Source organism: Fluviicoccus keumensis, assembly GCF_004217445.1.
Taxonomy (GTDB): domain Bacteria; phylum Pseudomonadota; class Gammaproteobacteria; order Pseudomonadales; family Moraxellaceae; genus Fluviicoccus; species Fluviicoccus keumensis.
Window position 1 is genome coordinate 14,760 of sequence record NZ_SHKX01000018.1, and the last position, 13,743, is coordinate 28,502.

At 59.1% G+C, this 13,743-nt stretch carries 17 protein-coding genes and 1 other RNA gene; 13 read left to right on the plus strand and 5 right to left on the minus strand.

Features of this window, described 5'->3' with window-relative positions; all coding sequences use genetic code 11:
- Positions 1 to 15 precede the first annotated feature (15 nt).
- On the minus strand, positions 16 to 462 hold the full coding sequence (locus EV700_RS16450) for a Z-ring associated ZapG family protein (protein ID WP_165391532.1): 447 nt from the start codon (positions 460 to 462) through the stop codon (positions 16 to 18).
- A 91-nt stretch (positions 463 to 553) separates the two neighbouring features.
- Here EV700_RS16450 and EV700_RS16455 point away from each other — a divergent pair, with 91 nt between their 5' ends.
- The 11 genes from EV700_RS16455 to EV700_RS16505 all read left to right on the plus strand — a co-directional run bounded on the left by EV700_RS16455 (position 554) and on the right by EV700_RS16505 (position 9,610).
- Positions 554 to 1,171, plus strand: coding sequence for an alpha/beta hydrolase (locus EV700_RS16455; protein WP_130415862.1), 618 nt, complete (start codon positions 554 to 556; stop codon positions 1,169 to 1,171).
- Positions 1,168 to 2,280 (plus strand): cell division protein ZapE, encoded by a 1,113-nt coding sequence (gene zapE / locus EV700_RS16460; RefSeq protein WP_130415864.1) that lies wholly within the window; start codon positions 1,168 to 1,170, stop codon positions 2,278 to 2,280. The genes EV700_RS16455 and zapE overlap by 4 nt, the downstream gene beginning before the upstream one ends.
- 29 nt (positions 2,281 to 2,309) lie before the next feature.
- Positions 2,310 to 3,149 (plus strand): EcsC family protein, encoded by an 840-nt coding sequence (locus EV700_RS16465; protein ID WP_130415866.1) that lies wholly within the window; start codon positions 2,310 to 2,312, stop codon positions 3,147 to 3,149.
- A 128-nt stretch (positions 3,150 to 3,277) separates the two neighbouring features.
- Positions 3,278 to 3,706 carry a 50S ribosomal protein L13 gene (gene rplM, locus EV700_RS16470; RefSeq protein ID WP_130415868.1) on the plus strand — a complete coding sequence of 143 codons (429 nt, stop codon included), beginning with the start codon at positions 3,278 to 3,280 and terminating at the stop codon, positions 3,704 to 3,706.
- 10 nt (positions 3,707 to 3,716) lie between these two features.
- Positions 3,717 to 4,109: a 30S ribosomal protein S9 gene (gene rpsI / locus EV700_RS16475; protein ID WP_130415870.1), complete on the plus strand. Its 393-nt coding sequence runs from the start codon at positions 3,717 to 3,719 to the stop codon at positions 4,107 to 4,109.
- Positions 4,110 to 4,321: 212 nt separating this feature from the next.
- The gene (gene petA / locus EV700_RS16480; protein WP_130415872.1) at positions 4,322 to 4,906 is read left to right on the plus strand and encodes a ubiquinol-cytochrome c reductase iron-sulfur subunit; all 585 of its coding nucleotides are present in this window, start codon (positions 4,322 to 4,324) and stop codon (positions 4,904 to 4,906) included.
- Positions 4,907 to 4,929: 23 nt separating this feature from the next.
- Positions 4,930 to 6,138, plus strand: a complete 1,209-nt coding sequence (locus tag EV700_RS16485) for a cytochrome b (RefSeq protein WP_130415967.1) — start codon at positions 4,930 to 4,932, stop codon at positions 6,136 to 6,138.
- On the plus strand, positions 6,138 to 6,803 hold the full coding sequence (locus EV700_RS16490) for a cytochrome c1 (protein ID WP_130415874.1): 666 nt from the start codon (positions 6,138 to 6,140) through the stop codon (positions 6,801 to 6,803). The genes EV700_RS16485 and EV700_RS16490 overlap by 1 nt, the downstream gene beginning before the upstream one ends.
- Positions 6,804 to 6,904: 101 nt before the next feature.
- A complete protein-coding gene (locus EV700_RS16495) occupies positions 6,905 to 7,537 on the plus strand; it encodes a glutathione S-transferase N-terminal domain-containing protein (protein WP_207224714.1) in 633 nt (210 codons plus the stop codon).
- 69 nt (positions 7,538 to 7,606) lie between these two features.
- The gene (locus EV700_RS16500; protein ID WP_130415876.1) at positions 7,607 to 9,097 is read left to right on the plus strand and encodes a GGDEF domain-containing protein; all 1,491 of its coding nucleotides are present in this window, start codon (positions 7,607 to 7,609) and stop codon (positions 9,095 to 9,097) included.
- Positions 9,098 to 9,127: 30 nt separating this feature from the next.
- The gene (locus EV700_RS16505) at positions 9,128 to 9,610 is read left to right on the plus strand and encodes a ClpXP protease specificity-enhancing factor (RefSeq protein WP_130415878.1); all 483 of its coding nucleotides are present in this window, start codon (positions 9,128 to 9,130) and stop codon (positions 9,608 to 9,610) included.
- Positions 9,611 to 9,620: 10 nt separating this feature from the next.
- On the opposite strand, the gene EV700_RS16510 is transcribed toward EV700_RS16505, so the two are convergent.
- From EV700_RS16510 to EV700_RS16525, 4 genes are read right to left on the minus strand one after another with little or no spacing between them, the layout of a single operon-like run.
- Complete coding sequence (locus EV700_RS16510) at positions 9,621 to 10,220, minus strand: BON domain-containing protein (RefSeq protein ID WP_130415880.1); 600 nt, start codon at positions 10,218 to 10,220, stop codon at positions 9,621 to 9,623.
- Complete coding sequence (locus tag EV700_RS16515; protein WP_130415882.1) at positions 10,198 to 10,794, minus strand: D-sedoheptulose-7-phosphate isomerase; 597 nt, start codon at positions 10,792 to 10,794, stop codon at positions 10,198 to 10,200. Before EV700_RS16515 ends, EV700_RS16510 begins: the two co-directional genes overlap by 23 nt.
- Before the next feature lie 9 nt (positions 10,795 to 10,803).
- Positions 10,804 to 11,181, minus strand: a complete 378-nt coding sequence (locus tag EV700_RS16520) for a YraN family protein (protein WP_130415884.1) — start codon at positions 11,179 to 11,181, stop codon at positions 10,804 to 10,806.
- Complete coding sequence (locus EV700_RS16525) at positions 11,135 to 12,187, minus strand: penicillin-binding protein activator (RefSeq protein WP_165391533.1); 1,053 nt, start codon at positions 12,185 to 12,187, stop codon at positions 11,135 to 11,137. Before EV700_RS16525 ends, EV700_RS16520 begins: the two co-directional genes overlap by 47 nt.
- 18 nt (positions 12,188 to 12,205) lie before the next feature.
- Between EV700_RS16525 and rsmI the strand changes: the two genes are divergently transcribed.
- Entirely contained in the window at positions 12,206 to 13,057 is an 852-nt protein-coding gene (gene rsmI, locus EV700_RS16530) for a 16S rRNA (cytidine(1402)-2'-O)-methyltransferase (protein WP_130415888.1), read from the plus strand.
- Positions 13,058 to 13,114: 57 nt separating this feature from the next.
- An RNA gene (gene rnpB / locus EV700_RS16535) (RNase P RNA component class A) lies at positions 13,115 to 13,468 on the plus strand.
- Positions 13,469 to 13,743 lie beyond the last annotated feature (275 nt).

A 13,743-nucleotide genomic window follows, 5' to 3' on the forward strand; every position in this document is an offset into this window, starting at 1 on the left:
CGGGTGTTTCCGTGGCTATTTCAGGCCGAACTCTTCATCAAGCGTACCCTTGTCTTCCGGGCTCTTGGTGGCGTAGTCCCGCGGAGGCATGACGCTGGCGAGGAATTTGTCGTCATTCAACATGGCGGGATGCGGGAAGTTTTCCTGCGGGGCGCTCAAGGCGATGAAGGCATTGGCCGGATTGGCGCCGGTATGGCGCTGATTGTCCGCGCAGAGGTCGCGGGCTCCGCGCTCCAGGTGCTCATGCACATCACGGTAAGCGTTGGTGAGGTTGTTGACCAGTTGGGCGGACTGGGCAAAATGGCCGGTGACCGCCTGCTGGTAGCTTTCGTACTTGCCTTGCAGCGCAGTCAGATGATTTTCAAGCTCGCGGACACGGTTGTCGTTATTCCGGTAGAATAAAAAGGCATAACCAAGCCCGAAGCCCAGCGCAAACACGGCCACGTACGCCAGCCAAACCATGACTCCCCCTCCCATGCAGCCAGTGTGTTTAGTTGGCGATTGGCGCGCCAAGCCTATAACATTCGCACTGTAGTTGATTATCGAGTCCGTAATGCCTGAAACAACTCAAGCTTCGGGGCCTGCTGGCCCGCTGGAAACCCGTCTCACCCTACCACCGAAACCTGAGAAGGGGCAAGTAGCGGTCATCTGTCATCCACACCCTTTGTATGGGGGCACCATGGATAACAAGGTGGTGAGTACGCTCGCCCGGGCTTGCCTTGAGCGGGGGCTGCCGGTTGTCACGTTCAACTTTCGCGGCGTCGGGGCAAGCGCCGGCGTGCATGATCATGGGGTGGGGGAAGTCGGGGATTGTCTGGCGGTGATTGACTGGGCGGCGCAGCAAACCGGCGCTGACCAGGTGGTGCTGGCCGGATTTTCTTTCGGTTCCTACATCGCCGCAGCGGCCAGCAGCCGCTTGCCGCCGGGTCAGGTCTTGCGGCAGTTGATGCTGATCGCGCCGCCGGTTCATCACTATCCGTTTACATCGTTGGCGTTACCGCCAGAAACCCTGGTCGTGCAAGGGGAGGCTGATGAGGTGGTGCCGCCCGAGGCTGTATTCGTCTGGGCGGAACAGGCGGGGCTGCCAGTTGTCCGCCTGCCCGGCTGCAGCCATTTCTTTCACGGTCGCTTGACCGAACTGAAGCAGATTGTCGTGGAAAAACTTTCATGAGTGAGTCATTGGCAACCCCGCGTGAGAAATATCTGGCCGATGTCGCCAGCGGTGAGTTCAGGCCCGACGAGGCGCAAGCCGCGGCGGTTGAGGAGCTGCAGCGTATCTGGGAGTCGCTGGTTGCGCGCTACGAATCCGCGCAGACGGCGAGGGGATTCGGGCGGCGGAAACTGGCCCGGCAGATGCAGCAGCCGGTGGAAGGGCTTTACCTCTGGGGGGGGGTCGGGCGCGGCAAAACCTATCTGATGGACTTGTTCTGCGACTCTCTGCCCTTCCGGCGCAAAATGCGGATGCATTTCCACCGTTTCATGCAGCGGGTGCATCAAGAGCTGCGTTCCCTGTCCGGTGAGGCGGACCCGCTTGAAAAGGTCGCTGACCGGATTCGCGCCGAGGCCGTGGTTATTTGTTTTGACGAATTTTTCGTGTCCAACATCACCGACGCCATGATTCTCAAGAATTTGTTTGAGGCATTGTTTGCGCGGGGGATGACGCTGGTGGCGACCAGCAACATCATACCTGACCGGTTGTATGAAAACGGGCTGCAGCGTGACCGCTTCCTGCCGGCTATCGGGCTGGTCAAGCAGCATTGCCGGGTGTTGAACGTGGACTCCGGCATAGACTATCGGTTACGGGTTCTCACGCATGTCGAGTTGTACCACTGCCCCCTGGATGCCCAGGCGGAGGCCAGTCTGCAGCGCAGTTTTGGTGAGCTGGCGCATGGCGCCCACGTCTATGAAGGCGATCTCGAGATTAACGATCGTCCGGTAAAAGTGCGCGCCCGTACCGATGACGTGTTATGGTGCGAGTTTGACGAGCTGTGCGAAAAACCGCGCAGCGCCCAGGATTACATCGAGCTGGCCCGTGAATACCATACCGTGTTGATCAGCAATGTTCCCCAACTGGGAGAGTTGCGTGATAACGCCGCCAGGCGTTTCATCAACATGATTGACGAGTTCTATGACCGTCAGGTCAAGGTAATCCTGTCGGCTGAAGTGCCGATTGCTGAAATCTATACCAAGGGGCGGCTGAATTTCGAGATCCGCCGGACACAAAGCCGGTTACAGGAAATGCAGTCCCTGGAATACCTGCAACTGCCGCATCTGCCCTGAGTCGGCGGCAGTTTGATTCGGAGGGCCTCATGGCGCAGCACCCGGATATACATTCCGACGCGATGGCTGTATTGCGTTCTCGCTTGCCCGTCCGTCTGGTTGGGGGCAAGCGGCTCGAGCCGGTGGTGTCACTGGCAGAAAAGGCCATGCCGGTGCCGGCCTTGCAGATCATGCTGGAAAGCGCCTGCAAGTTAGGCGAACGCCTGGCCTCGCCTGAGCCGCTTCTCCGACAGGCCGGCGTTGCAAGGATTTCTGATTTGCGCGACAGCAGTCTGGAGCTGTGCGAAAGCCTGGCCGGACGGACGCATAACCGCGCCATCGCCATGGCGGCGGCGGAAGGGGGGCTCACCGGCGCCACCGGTATGGCCGGGATGGTGCTGGATATTCCCGGGCTGCTGACGTTGGCGCTGCGCACGATCTACCAGGTCGGCCTGTGTTACGGGTTTGAACTGCAGGGTGAGACGGGAAGGCATCTGGCTTTGCGCATCTTCGGCCTGGCCAGCGCCAATACCGTCAAGGAAAAGGAAGCGGCCCTGCTGGGCTTGGCTGCCCTGCGGCAGGGGTTGCTTCAGCCGTCGTTGCTCCATCTGCGCCACTCGGCTGCCACGGCCTTTGGCCGCGATGCCGTTGTCAGTGCCTTGCAGGAAGCGGCGCGGCAATTGGGTGTCAACCTGAGTCGCCGCAAGGCGATGGGCATCATGCCCGTGATTGGCGCGGCGGTTGGCGCGGCCGTCAATGCCGGCTTTCTTCGGGATGTCGGATGGGCGGCGCGGCGGACTTTTCAGGCGATGTGGATGGAGGGAACCTTTGCCGGCACCGCCGGCGTCCCGGGGAATTCCAGGCTGTCGGTAGCGAACGACGGAATTTAATTTGCGTTATTCGCGAAATAGAGTGCTGTCAGCTGTTGTCAAAGTAGCGGGGGTTGAGTAAGATTCACACCCTATTTTTAGCAGGGCGATTACGCTCTGTGTACACACTTGCATAAAGGCGTTGTAACATGAAAACGATCAGTGCCAAGCCAGAAACCGTCAAGCGCGACTGGTATGTGGTTGACGCATCCGGCAAGACGCTGGGTCGTCTGGCTTCCGAAATTGCCAGCCGTCTGCGCGGCAAGCACAAGCCCGTATACACACCGCATGTGGACACGGGCGACTACATCATCGTCGTGAATGCCGCCAAGGTTGCTGTCACCGGCAACAAGGGCGAAGACAAGATGTACTATCGTCACTCCGAGTTCCCGGGCGGCATCAAGGGCATCAACTTCAACAAGTTGATCGTCCGCAAGCCGGAACTGGTTATCGAGAACGCTGTCAAGGGCATGCTGCCGAAAGGCCCCCTGGGTTATGCCATGTTCAGCAAACTGAAGGTTTACGGCGGCGCCGAGCATCCGCATACTGCCCAGCAGCCTCAGGCTCTGGATATTTAAGGGGTAGTCCATGACTGCAGCAACGAATTATGGCACCGGCCGTCGCAAGACCGCTACCGCCCGTGTGTTCTTGAAGGCCGGTACCGGCACCATTACCATCAACAATCGCAGCCTGGATACCTATTTTGGCCGCGAAACCGCCCGCATGATCGTTCGTCAGCCGCTTGAGCTGATCGAAGGCGCCGACAAGTTTGACGTGTACGTCACTGTCAGCGGTGGTGGTATCGGTGGTCAGGCTGGTGCGATTCGTCACGGCATCACCCGCGCTCTGGTGGAGTACGACGAGACCTTGAAGTCTCCTCTGCGCCAAGCCGGTTTTGTGACCCGCGACTCCCGCGAAGTCGAGCGCAAGAAGCTCGGTCTGCGCAAGGCGCGCAAACGTCCTCAATACTCCAAGCGTTAATTCGCTGGATGTATCTTCAATCCCCGGCTTGCCGGGGATTGTCGTTTTCGGGGAGGCAAAAGAGTTGGCAAGGGCGGTTACTAATTCCCTTGCCTGTCTAAGGCTTTTTCCTTGTAACAACACGTTAATTTATTTAGTATTGCGTGGTTTTTTGGCGGGCTTTGCGGCGACTGGCTGCACGGCCCTGTTGTGCTTGTTTGGGGAGTGCGTGAATGAGTACTGACGGCGTTAATCATAGCCGCCGAAGGATGCTGATCGGCGCCACCGCAGCCGTAGGGGCTGTCGGGGTGGTAGGGGCGGCTGTCCCGTTCGTGAAGTCCTGGAATCCCAGCGCCAAGGCCAAGGCCGCCGGCGCCCCGGTGACCGCGGATATCAGCAGACTGGAGCCTGGCCAGCAGATGACGGTGGAGTGGCGTGGCAAGCCCGTGTGGGTGGTGCGTCGTACGCCGGAAATTCTGGCGAACCTGAAGAAGGTGGAAGGGGATCTGCGCGATCCGGCCTCTGCCGAGTCGGTTCAACCCGAAAATGTCGATAAGCATCATCGCGGCATCAAGCCCGAAATCCTGGTGCTGGTGGGGATTTGCACTCATTTGGGGTGCTCGCCGCTGTATCGGCCGGAGGTTGCGCCAGCCGATCTGGGCGCCAAATTCCTTGGTGGTTTTTTCTGTCCGTGCCATGGATCCATCTATGACATGGCGGGACGTGTCTTCCAGGGCGTACCGGCTCCATTGAACCTTGAGGTGCCGCCTTACCGGTTTGACAGCGATTCTGTCATTACCATTGGGGAGTCTGCCTGATGAACAAGTTGCTGACGAACTTGATGGGCTGGGTGGATGCCCGGTTTCCGGCGACGGAAACCTACAAATACCACATGTCCGAGTACTATGCTCCGAAGAACTTTAACTTCTGGTACTTCTTCGGCGTGCTGTCGATGGTTGTGCTGGTCAACCAGTTGCTGACCGGTTTCTGGCTGACCATGATGTTCAGTCCGACCGCCGAAGGTGCGTTTGACTCCATCGAATACATCATGCGTGATGTCGAGTATGGCTGGCTGATCCGTTACATGCATTCCACGGGCGCTTCGGCGTTCTTTGTCGTGGTGTACCTGCACATGTTCCGCGGCCTGCTCTACGGCTCGTACAAGAAGCCGCGCGAGCTGGTGTGGATCATCGGCATGGGTATCTATCTCTGCCTGATGGCGGAAGGCTTTTTCGGTTATCTGCTGCCGTGGGGCAACATGTCCTATTGGGGAGCCCAGGTTATTCTGAATCTGGTGGGCGCCATTCCGGTGGTTGGTGATTCGCTGGTGACTTGGGTCCGTGGCGACTTCCTCATCTCCGGCGCAACCCTGAACCGTTTCTTCGCCATTCACGTGGCGGTCATCCCTCTGGTTCTCTGTGGTCTGGTTTTCATTCATCTGGTGGCTTTGCACCATGTGGGCTCGAACAATCCCGACGGCGTTGAAATCAAGAAGAACAAGGATGCCAACGGCAAGCCGCTGGACGGCATTCCGTTCCATCCGTACTACACGGTCCACGACCTGGTCGGCATCGTTGTGTTCCTGGCGGTATTTGCCACGGTGATCTTCTTCTTCCCGGACGGCGGCGGTTATTTCCTTGAAAAACCGAACTTTGAACCGGCCAATCCGTTGAAGACCCCGGCGCACATCGCTCCGGTCTGGTACTACACACCGTTCTACGCCATTCTGCGCGCAGTGCCCTCCAAATTGGGCGGTGTGATAGCCATGGGCGGCGCCATTGCCATCCTGTTCGTGCTGCCATGGCTGGATCGCAGCCCGGTCAAGTCCATTCGCTACAAGGGCTGGATGAGCAAGGTCTGGTTGGGTATTTTTGCTATCAGCTTTGTCGGCTTGGGCTATCTGGGTGCGGTTCCCGCAGATTCGGTGAAGACCATCATCTCGCGAGTCCTGACCATCCTCTATTTCCTGTTCTTCCTGCTGATGCCGTTCTACACCTCGATCGAGACCTGTAAGCGGCCACCGGCGCGAGTCACGGGGGGGGCGCACTAATGAAAAAACTGTTCATGCTGTTGGTGCTCGCATTGAGCCCGACTCTCGCACAGGCTTCCGGTGCTGGCTGTGGCGAACTGCCGCACTGCCACCCGGCGCCGATCAACCTGAAGAACACGGAATCCCTGCAGAAGGGCGCCAAACTGTTCATCAGCTACTGTACGGGTTGCCATTCGGCCAAGTACCTGCGCTTTGAGCGCATGGCGCAGGATCTGCAAATCGATCCGAAGCTGGTATCCGAGTACATGATGTTCACTACCGACAAGATCGGTGACTCCATTGATCCGAAGTTCAATGGTAAGGACCAAGCAAAATGGTTCGGTAATGCCCCGCCTGATCTGTCGCTGGAAACCCGCCTGCGCAGCCCTGACTGGGTTTATACCTACCTGTTGAACTTCTATCCGGATGCCAAGCGCCCTTGGGGTGTCAACAACCGGGTGTTCAAAGATGTGGCCATGCCGCATGTGCTGGGCGATCTTGAGGAAGAGTTGGGTCCCGAAGGTTATGAAGAGGCGGTTGGCGATCTGACCAACTTCATGACCTATATGGCCGAGCCGATCCACAACGAGCGTGAGCGTCTGGGTGTCTTTGTGTTGTTGTTCCTGGCGCTGCTGTTTGTGCCTGTGTACTTGCTGAACAAAGAGTACTGGAAAGATGTAAAATAAGGCGGTCACGATTCTTTCGTGACGGGGTGTAAGCCCCATGCCTTCCAAAAAGGGCAACACCGTGCGGTGTCGCCCTTTTTCTTTGCCCGCGGAGCTATTGCATGAGTGTCGCCAGTTCCCGCCTGACCCTGACGTTGTATGTGTCGGGTGCTGATATCCGCAGCCACTGGCTGAGGCTGGCGCTTGCGGAAAAACGCGTGCAGGTTGATATTTTCGAAACGGTGGTTGAAGCCCTGCCAGAGGATATCCTGGCGCTGAATCCCTACGGAACATTACCGGTGCTGGTTGATCGCGAGGTCTGCCTGCATGATCCTCGCGTGGCGCTGGAATATATCGAGGAGCGTTTTCCCCAGCCGCCCTTGATTCCGCCAGGGCCGGTTGAACATGCGCGCATCCGGCAAATGGCGGGACGGATTGAGCGGGAATGGTGCTTGCCTGCTGAAGTCATTTTGCTGAATCGTGATGCCGCCGCCATACAGCGAGGTCGAAAGCACTTGCGGGACAGCCTGATTACCGTCAGCCCGCTGTTCAATGAGTTGCCATTCTTCATGAGCCAGGAGTTCACATTGCTGGATTGCATGCTTACGCCTGTCATCTGGCGCTTGCCCCAATTGGGACTGGATTTGCCTGAGAAGCCTTGCCGAGGGCTGATGCGTTATCGTGAGCGTCTGTTGGCGCGCGAGGGATTCAAGCGAAGTGTCCAGCCCTGCCGTCGTCTGGAAGAGAGCACGTAATGGTTTTGGCGGACAGGGAGCGCTGACGTGCATTCCCGGGGACGGCGTCTGGTTTACGCGTCGGCCGGCATGGCGCTGCTGGTGGCGTTGCCCGCCTTGCTGGGGAAAGTATTCGGTTGGCCGGAACTGGCGCAGTGGGGCGAAGGTCGTCCTGTCATGTCGCCGGTAGCTTCCGCCTTGATCCTCTTGCTGGCTTCCCTGTTGTTGGCCATCGAGCGGTATCTGGCGCTGACTATCCGGGTGCAGGTCACGGACAAGCCGATCGCATTGCAGAACGAACAGTCGGATCCGGTCATTCGGTTGCAGGTGGCTAAAGTGGATTTGGGGTTGCTTCCAAAACACCTGATCCGGGCGATATCCCTGATGGGCTTGATTGGTTCCGGCGTGGTCCTGATCGGAGTGGCGGGAGGATTTCACCAAATACCGGCCCCGAGTGCCTTGCCGCTGCCGCATACGCTGCTTTGCCTGTTATTGCTCTTTCTTGCGGCTTTTGCGGCCACCTATCAACGAATTTGGGCGTTGATGGTTATTCAGGTGGCGAGCCTGATCGTGTTGGTGATCGCGCTGTCTGCCTTTGTCGGACATCTGCTGGAGGCGCGTTCGCCGGTGCTCATGGGCTTCGGCGTCTTGTCCGGGTCTTCGGCCGGAATGCCTCTTCCCGCCGCTATCGCCTTGTTCTGTCTGGGAGGCGGTTTCATGGTGAATGCAGGCCGGGATATCTTTCTATCCGTCCCGGTTCGACAGTTTTCCTCCTTTGGCGCGGTAGCGCTGTTGTTGCTGTCGTTGGGCGGCTTGCCGGTGATGCTCGGCTGGTTGGTCTCCAGCCTGAACTGGGACGCGCGCTATGGCCCAGGTTCGGCGTTGGCTCTGCTGGTCGTCGCCAATATCATTCTACAACTGCCGGTAATCCTGCATGTGGCCCGCCGCCTCTTTTTCAAAGAACATCAATTGAAGCTGGCGGTGACTTCACTGAAGGAGGCGGTGTCCCAAAAGGATGCCTTGGCCGAAAGGTTGCGTGAGTTATCGCGCCGGGACGCGCTCACCGGGCTTCACAATCGACGCGCGTTTGAAGAGGAGTTCAAGCGGGCCTGGCGACGTGCCATGCGCACGCGTCAGCCATTGGCGCTGCTTTATCTGGATATTGATCATTTCAAGCGCTTTAACGACCACTATGGTCACATTCGCGGAGACGCCTGTCTGTCCGAGGTGGCGGCGCGGATTCAGCGCATCATTGGTCGGGAAGGCGACTTGGCGGCCCGGATCGGCGGTGAGGAGTTTGTGCTGTTGCTGCCGGAAACCACGATCGACGGAGCGGAATGCGTCGCCAGAAAGATGCACGATACGCTGACCGCCAACCCGATTGAGCACCTCGCCTCGCCGGTGATGAGTCGCCTGACTGTCAGTATCGGTATTGCCGCACAAATCCCGGCGCGGGGTGATCTGTCCGGGGAGTTGCTGGACTCGGCGGATCAGGCCCTCTACAGCGCCAAGCAGTCCGGTCGTAACCGGACGTTCGTCGATCGACAATCGGTTGCTGCTGATGGATGCGCTACACTATAAAACCTTGTTTTCAACAGAAAGGAACGCGTCATGACTCCGAGCAGGCCCTATCTTGTCCGCGCCATTTACGAGTGGCTGGTGGATAACCAGGCTACTCCGTATCTGCTGCTGGATGCCGAGGCCAATGGCATCAGGGTCCCGCTGCAATATGTCAAGGATGGCAAGATTGTCCTGAATATTGCTCCCCACGCAATCAAGGACCTGTTCATCCGCAATGACGGGATCAGCTTTTCCGCGCGCTTTAACGGCTCGCCGATGACAGTCGAAGCCCCCATGGTGGCGGTGCTGGCCATTTATGCCCGTGAAAACGGTCAGGGCATGTTTTTTGACGCTAATGAGGAGTTTGAAACTCAGGATGCAGGGGACTCAACGGTCCCCGCCGAGGCATCGCCAGCACCCATGGCCTTGGCGGCGGTGCCGCAAACGCCCGATGACGCCGAGGAAAATGAGGGCGGGGGAGATCGCCCGCGTCCGGCGGGAGGAGGGCGGCCCAGCCTTCGGGTCGTGAAATGATTGGCGAAGTCTAGCCCCGGGTATCCGGCAGGTAATCGATCAGTTTGACGATCTTGCGGACATCGGGGATATCCCGGATCAGGCGGATGGCCAAGTCTGCCTGATCTTTGTCCAGCTTGGCCATCAGATATACAACGCCATCCTCGACCAGAATCTTGCACTGACTGCTGGGAAAGCCCTTGGCGAAGGTCAGCGCGCTGCGCACCCGGGCGGAAATGATGCTGTCCTTGGCGCGGGTCATGTAGGGCAGCGTGACCGGGGCGACGATCAGCTCATTATGGACCGATTCAACTTCCCGCAAGCTCTTCAGGTAATCGCCGGCCATTTGCTTCAATGACTCGTTGCTGACCTGACCCGCCAGCAGCACGTTGCTGTAGAAGCTCATCACCAGCACGCGCGATTGCGCAAACTCCGGATTCAGCTTGTAGAGATTGATGGAGGCCGTGCGTTCAATGCTCATGTCTTCCACGCGCTGGCTCAACGTGCGCTCCCCTTCGGGGACGCCTACCGGCTCGGGGCCGGAGGCGGCGGCCAGAAAGCGGGCGCAGCCGGGGACGGTAATTGAAAAGGCGAGTATTAACAGCAGCTTAGGTGTCAAAATTTTCTTCATCGTGGACGCCAAACAGTGCGTTATCAATTAGGTCACAGCAGCAATGCAGGACGAATAGTTGCAACTCGTGAACCAGGGCAGGCTCCGAGGCAGGGATGGTCAGGACGGTGTCGGCATCAATGAAGTCCGGAGCGCGCAGGCCGCCCTCTGCCGTGAGGACCAGGACTTGGCATTGCAGTTCCCGTGCGGTGGCCATGGCTGCCTGCAGGCTTGAGTTATCGGTGTTCGCCAGGATGAAGACAATGTCGCCGGGGTTGGCCAGGGCTTGCAACGGACGGGCGAGCAGGTCGTCTGGGTTGGACGGCACGAAGGGGCTGACCAGTGCGCTGCCGGGAGTGAGGGCGATTGCGGGAAAAGCCGGCCGTTCGCAATCGAAGCGGTCAATCAAACGCGCCACGAAAGTGTTTGCGTTATAGGAGTTGACGCCGGTGCCGCAGCAGAAAATCTTCTTTTCCTGCATCAGCGCTTCAATCAGCAAGTTGGAGAAGTGGCTGATCGTCTCGGTGTGCAATTCAATCAACTGGCTCAAGGCCGTGTAATGCGCTTCGGTTCGGTGACTGATGACATCAATCATTTGTCGGTCTTACTCGGCAAGGAAGGCGGCCGGAATCCACTGGAATTGCCAGTGTCCGGGGTTTCCGGTGATCGCAATCACATCGAAACGGACGGCGCGATCCGAAAACCGGGGTCGATGGTGCAGAAAATACCGGGCGGTCGCAATGATTTTTTGTTGCTTGCTCCGGGATACCGAAGCCAAGGCTCCGCCAAAGCTGTCGCTGGCCCGGTAGCGGACTTCCACAAAGACCAGCAGGTCACCGCGGATGGCGATAATGTCGATCTCCCCGCGGCGGGAGCGGAAATTCCGGTACAGCGGGTGATAGCCTTCACGAGCCAGAAAGTCGCAGGCGGCGTCTTCAGCGGCTTGTCCGGCCGCCAGGTGTAAGGGCGTGGGGGATTCCATCCTGGATCTCCATGCAAGTCGGGGTACGCAGAAGGCCTTCTTCATCCAGGTGGATATGCCCGGTCCTTAACGCGGGGGTAATGCTTTTGTTGATCGGCAGAAGTTGCTGGATGAACCAGGCATCAGCTCCGAAAGCATAAAGACGGTTGAAACTGCCGGACTCCGGAGGACTGACGGCGTTGATCACCGGTTGCTCCGGCCAGTGATTTTCCAGTATCCAGGGCGTGCCGCAAAAGCGCAGACCGTCGAGATCGCGCTTTTGCAGCATAGGCGCAATTTCATCAAACGCGAGCGAGCCGCTGTAGACCGGGATCGGCGTCTTGCGGTAAAAGGCGAGCAGCGGCATCACCTGGACAGCAAGCGAAGGTGAGGCCAGGAAGAAAGCCTGAGTGCGGTTGGTTTGCGGCTCGGCAAGCAACTGGCGCAGGCTGGCGCTGATGCCGCCCTGTTCGCTTTCCTGCAGGGCATAAGCGGGCAGCAGTTGCCCTCCCTGGGCCAGCCACGCCGTCTCGAAAGCCGAGCGCAGCCGCTCGTCGGCGTCATCGGCCTGCAGGAGGATGCGGACACGCTGGACGCCATCCTGCCGCAACTGGCCGATCAATGGCGCAATTTCGTCTTCCGGGGACAGGGCAAACTGCCAGATGCCGTGAACCTGTTTGCCGGGAATGCGGTTGAGGGCCAGGACGGGTACGGCGGGAGGAGCGGCCAGCAGTTCCGCGACCTGATCACGGAGCAAGGGGCCGATCAGGAGGCGTGTCGACGGTGTCAGCAGCGTGTCAAGAGCGGGAGAAACCTGTACCATCGCCCCGCTGTCGCGGAAGTTGAGCCTCGGGCCGCCGCTGTGAGCGCCATCCGATTGATAGAATGCCGCCAGCAGGCCGTCGCGGACGGCCATGCCCGCCTTGGCGGCCGGACCGCTTTGCGGCAGCAGGATGGCGATTTCCTCCGCGTTGGCGGAGCCTGCCAGCAGCATGGCCAGCATGATTCCCGAACGAATAACCGACATTCCCGAGCAACCCCTGTTATGACCGGCGTACTTTATGTGGTGGCGACCCCGATTGGCAACCTGGACGACATGTCGCAACGGGCGAGGACGGTGTTGCAGCAGGTCAGCCTGATTGCCGCCGAGGATACCCGTCATTCCGCCCGCCTGCTGCAACATTTTGATATCGGCACGCACTGCCAGGCGCTGCATGACCATAATGAGCAGCTGCAGATAGACGGGCTGCTGGCGCGTTTGGCGGCCGGAGAGTCGATTGCGCTGATTTCGGATGCCGGAACCCCATTGATCAGCGATCCCGGTTACCGGCTGGTCGCCGCCGCGCAGGCGGCCGGAATGGCAGTGTCGCCGGTGCCGGGAGCCTGCGCGGCGGTTGCCGCCTTGTCCGCGGCCGGCCTTCCCAGCGACCGGTTTGTATTTGAGGGTTTTTTGGCAGCCAAATCCGCCGCCCGTCGCTCGCGCCTGGAAGCGCTGGCCGCTGAGCCCCGGACCCTGATGTTCTATGAGGCGCCGCACCGTATTGTCGAGTGCCTGCGCGACATGACGGAGATCCTGGGGCCCGAACGGCGGATTACCCTGGCCCGGGAATTAACCAAGACGTTCGAGACCATCCGCCAATTACCGGCCGCACAGATGCTGGCGTGGGTGGAGTCCGATACGAACCAGCAGCGTGGTGAAATCGTGTTGGTGGTGGAAGGGGCGCCCGAGTCGAACCGCGAGGCGGGCGACGTCGAGGCCGACGTAATGCTGGGCCGATTGCTGAAGTATCTTCCCGTGAAACAGGCCGCCCAATTGGCGGCTGAGCTGACCGGACGCCGCAAGAACGAACTGTATGACCGGGCGCTGGTGCTGCAGCGCAACCTCCAGTCGGAATGACGCGCATCCCGGTGGAAAGCCCTTGCCATTGCGGCGGATCCTGATATTCTGCGCGTCCGAGTCGGTCGGACGGTCGCTGCCTGCGCAAGCAGGGGGAGGAAAGTCCGGGCTTCGCAGGGCAAAGTGCCAGGTAACGCCTGGGCGGCGTGAGCCGACGGAAAGTGCAACAGAGAGCTGAACCGCCGATGTACGGGAAACCGTGCAGGTAAGGGTGAAAAGGTGCGGTAAGAGCGCACCGCGCACCGGGTAACCGGCTGCGGCAGGGTAAACCCCACTTGAAGCAAGACCAAATAGGCATCCAATGGCGTGGCCCGCGCTGGATGCGGGTAGGTTGCTGGAGCGCACGGGTGACCGTGCGCCTAGAGGAATGACCGTCCTCGACAGAACCCGGCTTACAGACCGACTCGGACCTTATTCCGTTGTGAAAAAACCGTGACAAAATCGTTACAAACCCCGGGACTTAAAGTGCTTTCTCAACAAATCGCGCCATGCATTTGTTTTTAGTTTCCGGGGTCTGATGTAGTTCACATAAGTCGCTGAAAATTCAGCACAATACTTGTGTGTACGGCGCTTGACGCTGTTCTGTCGTCTGTCTATAGTTTGCCGCTTGTCGGAAAAATTCAGCTCTTCGGTCAGGCAGGGTTCGGACCGGGGCGTTTTTTCTATTTTTTGTGCCAGCCCCCGCA

Coding starts and splice junctions, on each gene's coding strand:
- EV700_RS16450 (WP_165391532.1), bottom strand. CDS start 462: ATGGTTTGGCTGGCGTACGTGGCCGTGTTTGCGCTGGGCTTCGGGCTT.
- EV700_RS16455 (WP_130415862.1), top strand. CDS start 554: ATGCCTGAAACAACTCAAGCTTCGGGGCCTGCTGGCCCGCTGGAAACC.
- zapE (WP_130415864.1), top strand. CDS start 1,168: ATGAGTGAGTCATTGGCAACCCCGCGTGAGAAATATCTGGCCGATGTC.
- EV700_RS16465 (WP_130415866.1), top strand. CDS start 2,310: ATGGCGCAGCACCCGGATATACATTCCGACGCGATGGCTGTATTGCGT.
- rplM (WP_130415868.1), top strand. CDS start 3,278: ATGAAAACGATCAGTGCCAAGCCAGAAACCGTCAAGCGCGACTGGTAT.
- rpsI (WP_130415870.1), top strand. CDS start 3,717: ATGACTGCAGCAACGAATTATGGCACCGGCCGTCGCAAGACCGCTACC.
- petA (WP_130415872.1), top strand. CDS start 4,322: ATGAGTACTGACGGCGTTAATCATAGCCGCCGAAGGATGCTGATCGGC.
- EV700_RS16485 (WP_130415967.1), top strand. CDS start 4,930: ATGGGCTGGGTGGATGCCCGGTTTCCGGCGACGGAAACCTACAAATAC.
- EV700_RS16490 (WP_130415874.1), top strand. CDS start 6,138: ATGAAAAAACTGTTCATGCTGTTGGTGCTCGCATTGAGCCCGACTCTC.
- EV700_RS16495 (WP_207224714.1), top strand. CDS start 6,905: ATGAGTGTCGCCAGTTCCCGCCTGACCCTGACGTTGTATGTGTCGGGT.
- EV700_RS16500 (WP_130415876.1), top strand. CDS start 7,607: ATGGCGCTGCTGGTGGCGTTGCCCGCCTTGCTGGGGAAAGTATTCGGT.
- EV700_RS16505 (WP_130415878.1), top strand. CDS start 9,128: ATGACTCCGAGCAGGCCCTATCTTGTCCGCGCCATTTACGAGTGGCTG.
- EV700_RS16510 (WP_130415880.1), bottom strand. CDS start 10,220: ATGAAGAAAATTTTGACACCTAAGCTGCTGTTAATACTCGCCTTTTCA.
- EV700_RS16515 (WP_130415882.1), bottom strand. CDS start 10,794: ATGATTGATGTCATCAGTCACCGAACCGAAGCGCATTACACGGCCTTG.
- EV700_RS16520 (WP_130415884.1), bottom strand. CDS start 11,181: ATGGAATCCCCCACGCCCTTACACCTGGCGGCCGGACAAGCCGCTGAA.
- EV700_RS16525 (WP_165391533.1), bottom strand. CDS start 12,187: ATGTCGGTTATTCGTTCGGGAATCATGCTGGCCATGCTGCTGGCAGGC.
- rsmI (WP_130415888.1), top strand. CDS start 12,206: ATGACCGGCGTACTTTATGTGGTGGCGACCCCGATTGGCAACCTGGAC.